Source organism: Methanolobus mangrovi (assembly GCF_031312535.1).
GTDB lineage: Archaea > Halobacteriota > Methanosarcinia > Methanosarcinales > Methanosarcinaceae > Methanolobus > Methanolobus mangrovi.
This window is the reverse complement of sequence record NZ_CP133594.1, coordinates 456,146-471,446: the sequence shown is the minus strand read 5'-3', so window position 1 is coordinate 471,446 and position 15,301 is coordinate 456,146. Positions and strand designations below refer to the sequence as shown.

The 15,301-nt window shown below is 40.8% G+C and carries 19 protein-coding genes; 7 read left to right on the top strand and 12 right to left on the bottom strand.

Going from position 1 to position 15,301, the window contains the following annotated elements; all coding sequences use genetic code 11:
* Positions 1-17 precede the first annotated feature (17 nt).
* Both pdxT and RE476_RS02435 read left to right on the top strand, forming a co-directional pair.
* On the top strand, positions 18-611 hold the full coding sequence (pdxT, locus tag RE476_RS02440) for a pyridoxal 5'-phosphate synthase glutaminase subunit PdxT (RefSeq protein WP_309308812.1): 594 nt from the start codon (positions 18-20) through the stop codon (positions 609-611).
* Positions 612-764: 153 nt separating this feature from the next.
* Positions 765-1,172: a pyridoxamine 5'-phosphate oxidase family protein gene (locus tag RE476_RS02435; protein WP_309308811.1), complete on the top strand. Its 408-nt coding sequence runs from the start codon at positions 765-767 to the stop codon at positions 1,170-1,172.
* Here RE476_RS02435 and RE476_RS02430 read toward each other — a convergent pair.
* From RE476_RS02430 to RE476_RS02410, 5 genes are all read right to left on the bottom strand, one after another.
* A complete protein-coding gene (locus RE476_RS02430; protein WP_309308810.1) occupies positions 1,169-1,420 on the bottom strand; it encodes a TOBE domain-containing protein in 252 nt (83 codons plus the stop codon). The two genes, RE476_RS02435 and RE476_RS02430, sit on opposite strands and share 4 nt — an antisense overlap.
* A complete protein-coding gene (locus RE476_RS02425) occupies positions 1,398-1,868 on the bottom strand; it encodes a substrate-binding domain-containing protein (RefSeq protein ID WP_309309547.1) in 471 nt (156 codons plus the stop codon). Before RE476_RS02425 ends, RE476_RS02430 begins: the two co-directional genes overlap by 23 nt.
* Positions 1,869-2,119: 251 nt before the next feature.
* Entirely contained in the window at positions 2,120-2,569 is a 450-nt protein-coding gene (locus RE476_RS02420; RefSeq protein ID WP_309308809.1) for a hypothetical protein, read from the bottom strand.
* A gap of 169 nt (positions 2,570-2,738) precedes the next feature.
* Entirely contained in the window at positions 2,739-4,274 is a 1,536-nt protein-coding gene (locus RE476_RS02415; RefSeq protein WP_309308808.1) for a zinc ribbon domain-containing protein, read from the bottom strand.
* A gap of 92 nt (positions 4,275-4,366) precedes the next feature.
* Positions 4,367-5,659 carry an SPFH domain-containing protein gene (locus RE476_RS02410; RefSeq protein ID WP_309308807.1) on the bottom strand — a complete coding sequence of 431 codons (1,293 nt, stop codon included), beginning with the start codon at positions 5,657-5,659 and terminating at the stop codon, positions 4,367-4,369.
* Positions 5,660-5,783: 124 nt separating this feature from the next.
* Between RE476_RS02410 and RE476_RS02405 the strand changes: the two genes are divergently transcribed.
* The 5 genes from RE476_RS02405 to RE476_RS02385 all read left to right on the top strand — a co-directional run bounded on the left by RE476_RS02405 (position 5,784) and on the right by RE476_RS02385 (position 10,505).
* Entirely contained in the window at positions 5,784-5,939 is a 156-nt protein-coding gene (locus RE476_RS02405; RefSeq protein ID WP_154717830.1) for a hypothetical protein, read from the top strand.
* On the top strand, positions 5,939-6,508 hold the full coding sequence (locus RE476_RS02400; protein WP_309308806.1) for a hypothetical protein: 570 nt from the start codon (positions 5,939-5,941) through the stop codon (positions 6,506-6,508). The genes RE476_RS02405 and RE476_RS02400 overlap by 1 nt, the downstream gene beginning before the upstream one ends.
* A gap of 52 nt (positions 6,509-6,560) precedes the next feature.
* Entirely contained in the window at positions 6,561-7,724 is a 1,164-nt protein-coding gene (locus RE476_RS02395) for an ATP-binding protein (protein ID WP_309308805.1), read from the top strand.
* A 414-nt stretch (positions 7,725-8,138) separates the two neighbouring features.
* Positions 8,139-9,122 carry a hypothetical protein gene (locus tag RE476_RS02390; RefSeq protein WP_309308804.1) on the top strand — a complete coding sequence of 328 codons (984 nt, stop codon included), beginning with the start codon at positions 8,139-8,141 and terminating at the stop codon, positions 9,120-9,122.
* A gap of 114 nt (positions 9,123-9,236) precedes the next feature.
* Complete coding sequence (locus tag RE476_RS02385; RefSeq protein ID WP_309308803.1) at positions 9,237-10,505, top strand: hypothetical protein; 1,269 nt, start codon at positions 9,237-9,239, stop codon at positions 10,503-10,505.
* A gap of 25 nt (positions 10,506-10,530) precedes the next feature.
* Here the strand turns inward: RE476_RS02385 and RE476_RS02380 are convergent, their stop codons facing one another.
* The 7 genes from RE476_RS02380 to RE476_RS02350 form a co-directional block, all read right to left on the bottom strand.
* Positions 10,531-10,947, bottom strand: a complete 417-nt coding sequence (locus RE476_RS02380; protein WP_309308802.1) for a 30S ribosomal protein S6e — start codon at positions 10,945-10,947, stop codon at positions 10,531-10,533.
* A gap of 68 nt (positions 10,948-11,015) precedes the next feature.
* On the bottom strand, positions 11,016-12,794 hold the full coding sequence (gene infB, locus RE476_RS02375; protein ID WP_309308801.1) for a translation initiation factor IF-2: 1,779 nt from the start codon (positions 12,792-12,794) through the stop codon (positions 11,016-11,018).
* A gap of 110 nt (positions 12,795-12,904) precedes the next feature.
* Positions 12,905-13,354 carry a nucleoside-diphosphate kinase gene (gene ndk, locus RE476_RS02370; RefSeq protein ID WP_309308800.1) on the bottom strand — a complete coding sequence of 150 codons (450 nt, stop codon included), beginning with the start codon at positions 13,352-13,354 and terminating at the stop codon, positions 12,905-12,907.
* Between the two features lie 13 nt (positions 13,355-13,367).
* Positions 13,368-13,556, bottom strand: coding sequence for a 50S ribosomal protein L24e (locus RE476_RS02365; RefSeq protein ID WP_309308799.1), 189 nt, complete (start codon positions 13,554-13,556; stop codon positions 13,368-13,370).
* Between the two features lie 10 nt (positions 13,557-13,566).
* Positions 13,567-13,782 (bottom strand): 30S ribosomal protein S28e, encoded by a 216-nt coding sequence (locus RE476_RS02360; RefSeq protein ID WP_309308798.1) that lies wholly within the window; start codon positions 13,780-13,782, stop codon positions 13,567-13,569.
* A gap of 22 nt (positions 13,783-13,804) precedes the next feature.
* Complete coding sequence (gene rpl7ae / locus RE476_RS02355; RefSeq protein WP_309308797.1) at positions 13,805-14,161, bottom strand: 50S ribosomal protein L7Ae; 357 nt, start codon at positions 14,159-14,161, stop codon at positions 13,805-13,807.
* Between the two features lie 268 nt (positions 14,162-14,429).
* Complete coding sequence (locus RE476_RS02350) at positions 14,430-15,284, bottom strand: hypothetical protein (RefSeq protein ID WP_309308796.1); 855 nt, start codon at positions 15,282-15,284, stop codon at positions 14,430-14,432.
* Positions 15,285-15,301: the final 17 nt, after the last annotated feature.

Here is a 15,301-nt window from a genome sequence, read left to right as displayed (position 1 = left end):
ACTTAAAACGTGATCTTATGAAAATTGGTGTTATTGCTATTCAGGGAGATGTTTCCGAACACGTTGAGGCTCTTGAAAGAGCAATTGAACAGCGTGGTGAACAGGCAGAGCTTGTCACAATCAAACACAAAGGGATAGTTCCTGAATGTGATGCACTTGTACTCCCTGGCGGAGAAAGCACAACTCTTGGAAAACTGCTGATACGTGAAGGTATAGCAGATGAGATAAGGGATATGAATACAGCAGGTAAACCCATAATGGGCACCTGTGCAGGTCTTATTTTGCTTGCGACGGCAGGCGATGAACAGGTGGCAAAAACGCACCAGCACTTACTTGGCCTTATGGATACAAAGGTCAACAGGAATGCATTCGGAAGACAGCGTGATTCTTTTGAGATAGAACTTGAACTTCCGTTCCTTGACACACCTTACAATGCAGTATTTATCAGGGCACCGGGAATTGTGGAATCAGGAAATGATGTCACAGTCCTTGCAAGAATCGATGACATGGTCGTAGCTGCTGAACAGGGAAATATACTGGCACTGGCATTCCATCCTGAACTTACTCTTGATACAAGGGTTCATCAGTACTTCCTTGATAAATTGTTCTGATAAATCACACATTTTACTTTTCATTTCTTTAATTATTCTTTTTTTCGCTACTGCCACCATCCATCAGTAACAAGCACACTGATGAAAAAGTTTAAACTTAATTGATGTGTAGATAAGTTGTATCTTTTATTTATACATGCAGAGGTGATATCAATGGTTAAATTAACAGATGAGATGAAAGAACAATTCGCAAAGATGAAGATATTCCCATTTGCAACAGCATCAAAAGATGGTGTTCCAAACGTAATCCCAATCGGTATGTGCTTCCTTCAGGAAGACGCAGAGACGATCTGGATCGTGGATAACTTCTTCCTCAAGACAATAGAGAATCTCAGGGAAAATCCAAAGGGTGCTCTTTATGTCTGGGGACCTGAGATAAAGGGATGCTTCCAGATCAAAGGAAATATCAGGATCATTGACCGTGGAGAGGACTTTGATGAGATGCGTAAGATAGTAAAAGCAAGGGGTGAGCATTTCCCTGCAAAGTTCCTTATCAAAATGAAGATAACAGATATCTTTGAATGTGGCCCCGGACCTAATGCCGGAAAGAAGTTACTTTAAACGTAACTTCGCTCTTTTTTCTTATTTTTCATCGCTAAATAATGCGTTGCTGATGCTTTAAAAGTAAGGCAGACATTTGACCCTATTGAAAGTTGCATATCACCATAGGCTCTTTTTGTAAGTACAACCCTGAAAGGAATTCCCGCATCTATCATTAGCTTGACTGTTGATCTCATCCTGATAACCTCGCTAAGAACTCCTGAAAATGAATTACTAGCACTTGGATCAATAGGATCTTTTGATATCATGATAGAGTGTGAACCCATATTCTTCAAAGACTGCTTTACCTTCATCAGAAATAACAAATTGTACAAATTCATCTGCAAGTTCAGGATTTTCTGATGACTTGAGAGTGGCAATAGGTACTATCTTGATGATGTTATCACCTTCAGGTATCTCTATCATATTGACATCTTCATTGTCCCTGACAAGGTCTTCCCATACTGTTGATGCATCAGCCTGACCTAGTGAGACGTAGGTGACAAGTTCGTTGACGGTTGCACCTTTAGCAACTACATTTTCCTCAACATGCTCATAGATACCCTTGTTCGTCAGCATTTTCTGACAAAGAACACCGATAGCTGCTGCCTCGGAATCACCAAATACTACACTGACACCATCGTTTGTAAGGTCATCAAGAGAGCTGATGTTTGCAGGATTCTCCGGAGGCGTGATAATCACAGGTACATGGTATATCAGAATGTATGTTATGCCCTTTCGGACATAACATCATTCGAAGTAGCAATTTTGGAGTGTTATGTTCGACAATACATAACGATACTTCCTTGGTATATCTGGTATAAAAGAGTTTCTATTACAGGATACTGTTAAGTTAAGGAGTAAGGAAATATAGTGTTAACTAAACAAAATAATATCCAAAAACAAATCCGTAGTTTCAAAAAAATAATTGTTGAGAATATTCTACAGCATATTGATATCCTCTAGTGTTACAACTCAGATTCCATTATCTTTAAAGACTTTCTAATCGATGAAATCTTTTCCTGGTCAAACAATCCCTCAACTGCATCGCACATTGATAGAATCCTATTTGCATCGGATAGCTCAGGCTCACCATGATAATAATCGTCAATGGAACAAATACCGAATATCTCATCCAGGGACCTGATTTCCTTATTCAATTCTTCCGGTACATCCATGAACATTTCTACTGTGTCCATCAAGCAGGTGTAATTGTGATTATACGGTTCCATATCATATAGATAGCACAAAGCAACAAGATAACGTTCAAGTGCAAGTGAAGCAACGTTGAAAACCACATTGTGGTCCTGCCCTTCGGCCTGGAACTGCCTTGATCTGCGAAGGTATGCCTTTGAGTCCCGGTATTCCTGTTCAAATTCATCAAATCTCGACTTTTTCTCCATAAATTCCAGTCTCATCTGGTAACCTCCTATTGTGATTGTAAAAAGTCATATGCCGTCTTTCAGCACATACGGAATGATACTTCCGCATTATTAAATATATAGTTTTCTATTGAATGTCTAAAAAAGAAGATTAAATCAGATAAAAGAATCTTTTCTGATTTGAGAGGATGTTTCTTTGAAATTATTACTGATCAAGCTTCTGCCCGCAATTGGTACAGAACTTCTCACTAGCTTCTACTCCCCTTCCACATCGAGGACACTTTCTTTTATCGCCACCGATATTCGAACGCTGTATCACACTATCCTGTATTGTGGTGGTATTGCTTATGTTGTAATGGGTGACAGAATCATCAACGAAGAGCTTGATATCCGTCCTTTTTTCGATCTCTTCAAGGATCTTATGGTAAAAACCTGTAAGAGCTTCTTCCTTTTCAGCCCAGGCTTTCACAATCAGACGGGATTTGCGTTTACCCACCACTTCAACATATGCGGCATATTTCAGACCAGCCACACCTTCTGCATAGAACCTTGCAACACCCGTGAACAGTTGTTGTGTAGATGTCACTTCGGGTGTTATCATATACATGTTCATATCCTTCAGGATGCGTGTTGCCATGTCAAAGAGATTCTCTGCCGGAATCTCCAAGTCTTTAGTATCCTCTTCTGCAATCATCATCGAGCTGATGTTCAGCCTCCAGGCAGTTTCATCGATCTCTTTGACCCTGAGTACAGGACAGACTATATCCACCATTTTGTTGCTGAGATCTACCTGAACATGCTTCTTCTGGCTGTAATCATAGTAACGGATATTTCCTGCCAGTATACAATTACCACATTCACCCGTTGGCCTGATAAAGAATGTCGCAGTTTTCCCTTCCCCGGGCTGCAACATGGAAATTGTCTTCTGATTTTCTTTAATGAGGAATACATCAGGAACAAAGAGACTTATTTTGATATCGCCCATTGGTTCATCAGAAGTGTTTTCGACCTTGATCTTATAAAGAATATTTGCGCCTTTGTACTGGACAGCCGACTTGATCACGACAGAATCACGCTTTGAAGCAGCATCTGCTATAACTCCAGCCCCGGCAGCTCCAACTGTACTTGAAGCCTTTTCACTTACAGGCATTGGTGATAATGCAGCTTCCTTTTTTTGCTTTTTCAGGGCTTTCTTCTCTTTCCCTTTCTTAGACATTTTGCGCAGTATCAGAACTGCTACCATGAGTACAACAAGAGTTCCGACCATTTCATAAAATGCATCTTCTACGGAAGTGCTTGAACTGTCCGGGTAATCATAACCTGTGTAGTAATCAGTCTCACGAGTCCTTTCTTCTGTTTCATCGTAAGTAACAGTATAATCAGGATAGATGTAAATATCTGAAAGGACCACGTAATCATAATCATAGAAGGAGTCGTAATATACATCATCAATTTTGAATTCAAGAGTAAGGTAGCTGTCCTGATAATAGAAATAATCCCCTCTGGCATAATACTGGTCCATGAGAATGGTATCGTAATATGAAACTGCAAATCTTACCGTTTCATCATACGTGTCAATATCCAGTACATTTAGATAATAACCATCCTGCACCTCTGCAATTTCACCTTCAACAAGGCTAATATCATAGTAACCGGACGTTGGAGCTAAAGCTGTGTTCAAACTAAAGATGCTGCATGCCAGAACCAGTATGAACAGGAGCCTGAGAGTTTTTTGTGCCAAAATTCCACCCTTACCTTGCAATAATGTCTTTATCCTGATATTATTTTATCTTCGCTTAGATCGTGTTTCGAAGTACGTTCAGGTATTTTGAATCAAATATCTGTAACTTTTTTACCGCACTGGCTACAAAAACTTGCTTCTGAAGGAATTGTTGAACCGCACCCGGGACACTTTCGTACAGTTGGTGATTTCTTACCCTGTGCTGCCCCCATCATGGAAGCGTCAAGTTCCTGCCTGCGATATGAATCTGCACGCTCCCGGTCCTCAACTTCCATCATGAAACTGACCTTGTCCTCTTTTGCAATAGCTTCACTCTGCTTGACCTTAGCCAGAGCTTCAAGCTGTTCCGGCGACATACGTCCGTATTCACGTCCTTCACTCACAGTCTTTGCAACATCCTTCCCACCTGCCTCGGTTATATGTTTCAGGTATTCCATATCCCTACCATGGTCGCGGTCTTTCATGTCCTGTTCGACTTCAAGCTCTGCACGCATACCCCGGGCTTTTGCAATTTTTAATTCTTCCTTAAGGCCGATAGCTTCCCTGGCTTCCTGCATATCAGCTTCATATTGCAGCCTTTCTGCTTCAAGATCGGACCTTACATCCTTTAGCTTCTGGTCACGATGGAACTCCTTCTCTGTTGCAACGGTCGCATGGTCAGCACGCAGACCTGCCACATCTTCCCTGCCCCTGCGCTCAAGATCGCCTTCAACTGCAAGCGTATCAAGTTCTGCAAGTTCTTCCCTTGTCTGGAAATCGTTGGTCGCCTGCATTACTTTTCCATAGGAACCTAGCTCCCACTGGACTGTATATTTCAGCATTTCCAGTCCCCACATGGATAAAGTAGACCTGAGGCGCATTTCAAGTTCATTCTCAATGTTCAGACGAAGGTCCCTGTTCCCATAGAGTTTCTCTATGTCTTCCTGCCTCACCTCTGGTTCAAGAACAAGGGTCAGCACTTCACTTTCAAGACGTTTGTATACGTCCTGTATTGAAAGTGCTCTGGTTCCCTTATTATCAGGTGTTGTGTAGGCATAGAGCATCTGGAAAAAGCGCTTTGTATCCTGTATTCTGAATCGGAGCAGACCGTTACAGGCTACTTTCTGGTTATCGTGAGTCCACAATTCGGCTTGTGACCATTGCAGATCCTTAGGAGAAGTATCCATCAGGGCTACATCCACATCCTTTCCGATGTTACCGGGTTTTAAGAGACCGCCTACATATAATTTCCCACTTTCTACTATTTCATCAACAACTCCATTCTTTACCATGGCTGCCTTTTCATTCGGAGAAAGAATCACCGCTTTACTGAAAAAACCTTTAACATCCTTTTTCGGGACCACCCTTGCAATGTCATCTGCTTCTTTTTTCCATTTGAACACCATGATTGTAACACCTTTTCTTCTATAAGCTTGACTTGTATTCCTATTTATGTATTGAGGAAATATTATATATATTGTTTTCCATTGTATACATAAGCATACAAAACAGTGTCAAGTTGGAATAACAATGGCAAATTCTTACCCGGTAAGTGCAAGAATCTCAGAAGATAGTAAAGTATATCTGGATACACTAGTAGAAATGGGAATAGCAATCAATAGATCTGAAGCTATGAAACTGTGTATAAGATATGCAAAACAGAAAAAAATGGAAGAGGAATTGTGATGGCATTAAAAAATCCATTTAAGAAAGTATCACCCGAAGAACTGAAAACAAAACTGAGTATTTCAGAGCAAAGGCTGACAACACGTGAAAAAGAACTCATGAGAAAGCAACAAAAATCCCGTGAGCAGGCAAAGGAAGCTCTTGCAAAGGGAAATGACAGGGAGTTCAGAGTTGCATCACGCAGATATTCTCTTGTTGAAGGACAGGTAAACACCATCAGCAGCATGGTAGAGATGGCTCAGTCCATGAACGACGTAATTGAGATGCAAACCGGACTCAAGGAAGTTGTTGAGATTGGCGAGGATCTGGGGAAATGGCAGAAACAACTTGGTTTTGACACTAATAAACTTGAGAGTGCTGTAACAAATATACGAACCTCCATGGAGAAAGTAAACACTGCAACAAACATGATGACATCATCCATGGATGCTGCAATGAGTGGCGGTAATGAACTCTCTGAAATGCAGGATTCGCTGAGATCAGAACTCCTTGCTGAACTATCAAGTGAGACTCCTGAAAAGGATGAACTTTCCAAAAAGATAGAATCAGAAATGGCAGATACCGAATAAACCGGTATCTTTTTTCTGGATTATAATAGACTCATAATCAAGGGGTGCGTATTTGAACTCAGCCATAACTTTTGCTGCCCAGGCTCGCGGATATGCAAAAGCTGCAAAAGACCTGGAAGACAGAGGACAACCAGAAAGGGCTCGTGAACTATACCTGAAAGCTGCCAAGCTCTACAATGATGCCTCCATGAATTCCACTGAGGGCATTGACCGCAATACACAGCGAGATCTTGCTGAGCATCTTTTTGCCAGGGCACAGGCATTGAAAAAAAGTCCAGCTGTTTTGTCTTCTGACGGAAATACGCAAATCAAGAGAGATTCCACAAATAATGACGATTCATCCCTTTCAAAAGATGATGTATTTCTCAAAGAGATACCTAAAACAGGTTTTTCAGATATTGGTGGTCTTGAGCAGGTAAAAGAAGAGATACGCAAAGCCATCATCTATCCTTTCACGCACAAAGAACTCTACCAGATGTATGGGCAGAAAGCTGGAGAAGGCATTTTACTCTATGGCCCCCCCGGATGTGGTAAGACCATGATGGCAAAGGCAGCTGCAAAGGAATGCGGAGCGGAGTTCATTAGCGTCAAAACCAGCAGTATTGTCAGCAAATGGGTTGGTGCTTCAGAAAAGAATGTCAAGCAGGTCTTTGATATAGCTCGTCAGGGAGATAGATCGATTATATTCTTTGACGAAATAGATTCTATTGCATCAAGGCGCAGTGAAAGCGAAGACTATGCAAAGAGAGTGGTAAATGAGTTGCTGGCACAGATGGATGGTGTGGATACTGCATCTGATAACCTACTTGTGCTTGCAGCCACAAACGAACCATGGGCAATTGATCCTGCACTGAGACGTCCGGGGCGTTTTAGCAAACTCGTCTTTGTTCCTGAACCTGACCTCGATGCAAGGGAAGCCATCCTAAGGATACATCTTAAAAAGCGTCCGCTTGATAATGATGTTGATATAAAGCACCTTGCTTCCATCACGAATTCTTATTCCGGTGCAGACCTTGCAGCCATATGCAAGGAAGCTGCAGATATTCCACTTGGTGAAGCTTTAAGAGGCGGAGAAGCACGAAAAATACGACTGGAGGATTTCGAAACTGTTTTACAGAAACGTAAGCCATCCATAGTTAGCTGGTACATAGAAGCCAGATCCGCCATCCAGAAGACAGGTGAGGAAGAAGTCTTTGCAGAACTGCTTCAAAAGTGATTATTTGCATTGGATAAGGGTGCTGATTTTTGCATTGAATACGGCACAAAGGCAATATAGAAGGGATATAAGCAATAATATATTTATAATCAAAACTCCATAAACTAATTAGTTATTTATGGATAGGCGATTTAGATGAACCTTGGACCCCTTGAAGATATTGCTAAATCACTTTCCCATGCCCTTCATAATAAAGCAGGAGGTAGAAGTGGGCTTTTTTTCCAGATATACGCATTCTTGTGGGTCGTACTTTCCACATATTTGATTGTATCCCTTATTCTATCCATTAATAAGAAATTTGACCTGGTATATGCTGCCAGTGCACCAATATACATTTTTCTCCTTTATGCCATTATCTATATCTTCTGGATATATGAAAAGAAGGTCGGTATTGAAAGAAGACAGGTGCAAGAGATGCAGGCCGTTGATTCTGTAAATATAGAATACAAATTTAGCGAACCTGCTGAAATTGGATTCACCAATATGCTTTACTTCAGGGTAAACAATCCCACCGATAAACCGGTAGAGAACATCTGGGTAAGAGCAGTATTCCCTGCAACTATTCGATGCGATAAACCTGTTTTAAATCTGGGCGATCTTGAACCAATGTCGTCAGTACCTTCGTCTTTTTCTTTCGTTCCCCTGTCATCAGGAACTGTGTCCATGGGCTATTGTGACCTGTACTTTGAGGTTAACGAAAATAAACATCAAAAGCCCCCAATCTTTTTTGGGAATATTGACGTTTCTCACTCATATATGGGATTAAATGTTGAGCTTCTTGAACCACTACGATTCGGGCAAAGTTCTACAATATCTATTAAAATGGAAAATAGATTAAATGCTGACCTGGCCAACCTGCATTTGAAATCTTCTTTCGCAAAAGGAGTGAAATATGATACAGCATTTTCAGATACAAAAACTATGCCGCCAGGATCATCTTATCATGTTACATATCAGGTAATACCAAAAGTAACAGGCACAATAGACATGGGGTATTTTGATATATTATTTACTCTCGGCAACAACAATTGTAAGATTGGGCCTGTTGTTTTTGGAGAGTATTATATACAACTTCCTAAAGTAAATGTTAAACTCAATATCCCTGATGCACTGTACAGCGAAGTTGGTAATGCCATAGGCATTTATGTAGATAACAAATCAGATGAAGTCATCAATAACGTTTGTTTTAACAGTTGCTTTTCTTCTTTTATAGAATGCCATAACACTGGTGCCTGCATCCCTGAAATACAACCCCATTCATCCGGATATACATCCCTTGCAATAAAACCTGTAAATTCTGGAAAGATGTATCTTGGAAATCTCAATTTCTCTTTTGAAGTGAATGAAGTTCTTTGTCAGCAAGAACCGATTGATCTTGGAACACATGAAGTTGCATGAACATACAATATATTTTGCTAATTGTTAAATCATAAAACATCTAATTGATAGTTATAACTGCTTATATTTCAAATAAAGTTGAATACGCTCATAAATGATCCGGAAGAGATTAAGATGGAAGTGCTAAAAGACCCCAGGGAGCTGGAACAGAGTAATCGGCAAATTATGATCAAGAACCTGAACGATGTTTATAGCTCTGTTGAAAAACTTATTCAGCGAACTTATGCTCAAAAGGAAGCAGATCTTAATTTCCAGTTTCGCAATATAAGGACAAATGTATCCCAGCTTCTTGCAGATATTAAGAATAAACAACTTGACAGTTTCTCCGGAAAAAAGGGTTCGTTGGAGGAACTCTACAGAACAGAGGATAATTTGCTGAATGAATCTATACAGATGAAAGATACATTCTCTTCACTGATAAGTTCGACAGAATCGATTGATGTTTTTCTGCTGGAAAGCCTTATTGAAAATTTAAAAAAAGCGTTCAATGATCGCATTATTGTTGACAGGGATATTCTTAAGGAATTCAAATTAAAACAAATGGAATCAAAAAGTGCAGAGAGAGTGATGTCCGACGAAAAACAGCGTTCAGTCAAAGAAGAGTCACAAAAGATAACTTCGACCGGAAAAAGGCAGACAGGTGAATTATCAGATTCCCTGAATAAGTCCAGATTAATAATGGTTCCATCTATGAGTTCTGGAACAAATCCGGCAAATGATAATGAGAAAAACGGAAATGAAGATATTGAAACGGATGTGCTTTCAAAACTTTATAACTACATGAACATACTGGAACACAAATATTCCTCATACCAACCAGAAGTATCATTCAACGGGGAATATATAGGGAAAAGGAAATGGAAGGTAAATATATCTGATAAATTGATTTTCGGAAACATAATGGATACTGTCTTGAAGCCTCTTCTGACATTTGAAACATACTGGCATCCATTTGAGGATCTGAGAACTATTATACAGTTTGTACAAAGAGAAGCAAACGCAGTTCCAGCCGGGCAGTATAAGAGCCTGTGTATTTTGAACTTGGGATGGAATCCTGATATTAAGGAATGGGTACAAAATTATATGCATCCACGTATGACACTATATCTCTGCAATCTGGAAACTAATGAGATACTTTTCAACAGCAATGTGAAGAACGCTGACAGACTAAAAGTCTGGCATAATCTGGAAACATACACTGCTCTTGAAACTGATATTGAATCTCTGATAGTAAATGATGAAGCCTTCGATGCATCCGATGTGGCTGAAATGACAGGTTTAAGCACAGAAGGAGCAAATAAATTCCTTTCAAAATTGCTATCAGAAAACAAAATAATCGATGTAGGATTCGGAACAGCCCGATATAAAGGGATGAAAAAATAAGTAAAAAAGCAAGAGAGTGAGAAACTCACTCTTCTGCTGCTTCAACTTCCCCAGCTGGCTCTTCGTCGCCGCCAAGGATCTTCTCTATAGTCTTGTCACCATATCCTACAACAACTGTGTTGATCTGGATTATGTCAGGAGCGATTTCTTTTCCGCGCATCATCTTTCTGCGGCGTACTCCTTTTGCAACAGGGGAATAGCCTGCCCCATTTGCAACAAGCAATCTCTGCCTCCTTGGTCCAGGAAGGTCCGGTCTCATGACCATTCCGCTCTTGTCACTTCCTCCAGTTATCTTCAGTGTGTATCCTGGTAAACCAGCGATCGCTCCATCTACGGATTCTCCGATAGATTTTCCAATTAACTTGTTGGCTTCAGCGCCTGTGACATCAAATTGATATGATTTTGTCTTAGGATCTGCTACCACTACTTTAAAATCTGCCATACTTTTTCCTCCTTATTAGTTTTATTGTTCCTGTTGTTATGATATGCCTTTATGAATATGCATTCGAATTATTTTGCCCAGAAAGGATTATCCCTTCTTTTGATTGCAAGAAATGCATCAAGTGCCTCTAATTCATCTGCCGTCATTGAGTCGTAAATTTCATGTTCAATCCTCTTTGCGTGTCTTTCTGGGACATTCACAAAGAGTGTATCCTCTTCCTTTATTTGCCTTCCAACGGTTGGTCCTTCAAGAGCCATTGCAACTTCCATGCCAATCTTTGCCTCGGAGATGTTCTCTCCCCTTAGCTGAAGACCTTTTACCTTACCAACGACTTCACCATCTGTGTTTACAACATCAACGTTAGTCTTCACAACTCCGCTGACGATCTTCACGCCTACCACAGCCGGTTTACTCTGGCGGAATATACAATCAGGCATTATTCTGAATCGTCCGGGTTTGATGATGGTATCGGATATCTCTTTCTCCGCAAGTTCCTTCTGCTTCTTGGCCCAGTCCTTGTAATCATCTATCAGGCGATATATCACATCGTTCCTGAAAAGTGTTACTTCTGAAGTGGTCTGAAGCTTCTCTTTTGCATCAGGAAGAACCTTCACGTTGAATCCGATAATGACCGAATAGAATGGATCTTCAATTGCTGAAACTTCCACAATATCCCTGTTGCTGACATCACCGACATGTGCTTTTCTTATAGGTATCTCTTCTTTCCTGAGCTCATTTACAAGAGCTTCAAGAGAACCTATTGTATCAGCTTTAATCGTGACACCAACAGAATCAGTATCTATCTGGACATCTGCGATCTCGCTTTTTACTTCTGCAGTAATAGCGTCGATGGTCTCCGGGCTTACAACCCTTACAGGAGCTCCTGCAAGTGCACCTTCAAGATTCGGGGCTGATATCTTCACACCAACTGCAGCTGTGACTTCAGCTACCTGCTGGAATTTTTCTTCAGCCTTGATCTCAGAAAGCGGACGTGGTTTCAGCAATGCCCTGATCTTTGTCTGGATTGGATCGCCAAGGCTCCCCACAACTATAATGTCACCTTTTTTGATGGTCCCATCATAAAGAATAGTATCAATAGTTGTTCCCAGACCTTTCTCTTCTTTTACTTCAAGAACTGTCCCGATTCCCGGGCTTTTTGCAGTATAATGCAAGCTTCCCTCAAGGAATTTCTGGGCAAGTCCGAGAAGAATCATGAGCACATCGGAAATACCTTCACCAGTAACCGCACTGATCGGAATAACTCCGATATTACGCTGGAAATCGCCGACCCTGTCGAATCTTTCAGAATTGAATCCTAAATTGTAAAGCTCACCGACAATATCGTAGAATTTGTTGTCAAGATCGGTCTTCACACGTTCGCTCTGCTTGTTATACGAAGCAAGGAAAGATGAATTCTTATTTGGGTTCCAGCCGTGTATCCTATCTATCTTGTTTGCAACAACTACAAAAGGAGTCTTGAACCTCTTAAGTATGTGAAGGCTTTCAATCGTCTGAGGCATAAATCCTTCATTGATGTCAACGATCACAATAGCAAGGTCTGCAAGTGCGCCTCCTCTGCTTCTCAGAGAAGTGAATGCATGATGTCCAGGGGTATCAATGAATAAAAGTCCCGGGACAATAAACCTGTCTTTAAGGGATGGATCCCCACATTTAGTAACAATGTTCTCAATCGGAACCTCAGTCGCACCTATATGCTGAGTAATAGCACCTGCTTCTCCTTCGGCAACGGCACTTCCCCTGATCATATCAAGTAAAGTCGTTTTTCCATGATCGACATGTCCCATTACAGAAACTATTGGTGTACGTAGATTTTCATTTACAGCCATGCACAAGCCCCTTCAAAGATAGTTAGGATAATTGGAAAACAATTTTGAGTAAAGGATACTTCAGGACGTTTGCTAATATAAGTATCGCAAACATCCTGAGTTGTCACTACTTACTCGTAGAGACAAACCTCATCGATCTTTGAATAGTTCACTATATCTGAATCCTTGAAGTGGATAGCGATTTCACGCTGTGCGGATTCTGTTGAATCGGAAGCATGTACTACATTCCTGCCGGTTTCAATTGCAAGATCTCCCCTTATTGTACCAGGGAGTGCATCAACAGGATTTGTTGCACCGTTCACTGCACGCATGATAGCAATGGAATTCTTTCCTTCCACTACCATGGAAACAGAAGGACCTGATGTTACATACTCAATAAGTGAAGCAAAGAATGGCCTTTCAGCATGTTCCTTGTAGTGCTCCTTTGCACTCTCTTCACTCATGACACCAAGTCTCATAGCTGCGATCTTAAGACCGCGTTTCTCTACTCTTGAAATGATCTCGCCCATCAGTCCACGCTGTACTGCATCTGGCTTGATCATAATGTATGTCTGTTCCATTTAGAACACCCAATTATGCTTTCTTCAAGTGGATTCTACCCTGTTCGGTCCAGACTGTACGTCTTGGTAACCTTCCGAGATCAAAGTTGCTTTCGCATTTGGATGTACAGAAATAATAAGTTGAACCATCCTTCTTTACGAAGAGCTTACCAGTTCCCGGTTCAAGAATTTCACCGCAAAAAGAACATTTTCTTTGTTCCATTGTAGTCACCTCATCTGGTAGTCAGTTTCTTAGCTTCTCTGGAAGTCTCGATCAACATCATGATGTCACCAAGTCTTACAGGACCAACACAATTTCTGGTGATTATACGGCCCTTGTCACGGCCTTCAAGCACACGGCACTGGATCTGGCTGGCTTCACCATGCATACCGGTATTACCGATAACATCGATGACTTCAGCCGCATAGCCTGTATCTTCATCTGCCATAGTGATACCTCACGTATCGGGATTATTTAAGTGCACTTACTTTCTGTGCAATGTCTTCAACAAGCTCACTACCCCTGCCAGCGTCGATAATAGCGACAGCAGAGCAAGCAACACCTATTCCGCAGGCAGCACCAAGCTCTTTCTGCTCAGTTACATAGATGTATGCAGTATTCTTCTCTTCACAGAGTGGTGCAATGTGTGCAATAACTTCAGCAGGATCGACATCGTCTGCAATTACTGCAAGCTTTGTGATGCCTCTCTCGATAGCTTTTGTCACTTCATTTATGCCTTTCTTTAATTTACCTGTGTCTCTTGCCAGTTCTACACTCTCAAGTGCTTTGTTTACAAGTTCTTCTGGAACATCAAATTTAGCTGCCATATTATAGTCTCCTTCGAAACCATGATGTATACTCATGGTTTTTCATTATTCATTGTGTGCCGTTATCCGGCTAATTTGGCCAATTACGATTGTAATAAAGTTATCAATAATTAACTGACACAAAGTTAAATGCCAAAGTATTGGCTTTGAATTACTGCATCTGCAGATATAATGTTTGCATAATGCGCAATTGGAGTCATTAAATAACTTGTTCAGGTATAAACCTTGTGGCAGGATATTTCTAAAAAAAGAGAATGGTGATCTGAGATCACCAGTATTGTTCCATTGCAAGATTAAAGAAATTTGATTCATTAGCCGTAACAACGACCTTTACAATCTTTCCATCATCTTCAATGGTTGTATCATACAACAAACCCCTTTCAGTACTGTTGCCTTCAAGAGCGGATATTGTACTAAGTGCAGAGTCCGAAGGATTAAGGAAAATCTCTGTCCTTGTGTAATTACCATCCCCCGTTCCTCTGAATTCAAGATAATGCTGGTCAGCAAGAATATCATTAGAACTCAGCATCTGGTATTCGGCTCCCGGTTCCACGTACTCAAGTAATTCCGCATAGTCCGTAGAAGCATTTGCTATACCTGATGAAACATCGATAACATCCTCAAGACTGCTTTGTTGTCCCAATAACGTAGGAGTACCTATAACATTGTATAGTTCCTGGCCCCTCAAAAGAATCTGATAACCATTATAAGTTTCTGCTGGCATATACTGGAAATTTACAATTTCCGGCGACAGCACATGTGCTTCAAATGCAAAACCATCATCGTTATATGCTGAGTATCTTTTGACGATCAGAGTATTGTATACTGAATACAGATCGGTGATATTTGGTGCAAAGGCCTGAAGCGGAGTGCCATATACTTTAGAGTAATCAATGTATGCTGCATTTGATATACCCTCAGGACTAATTGCAAGCCCATCAGAGATGGAATTTATATCTGCTTCAAAATGCGTCCCGTCAATAATCTCAAAACCTGGTGCATCCTGTACATCTGCTGCTACTTCATCGTTGCCGGAATCTCCTATAAAACTCGCAACAAAGTATGAAAAAATAGACATTACCATGATAGCTGCTAGAAATATTGCTGCATATTTTTGATTCATTTATTCTCCTCAGATAA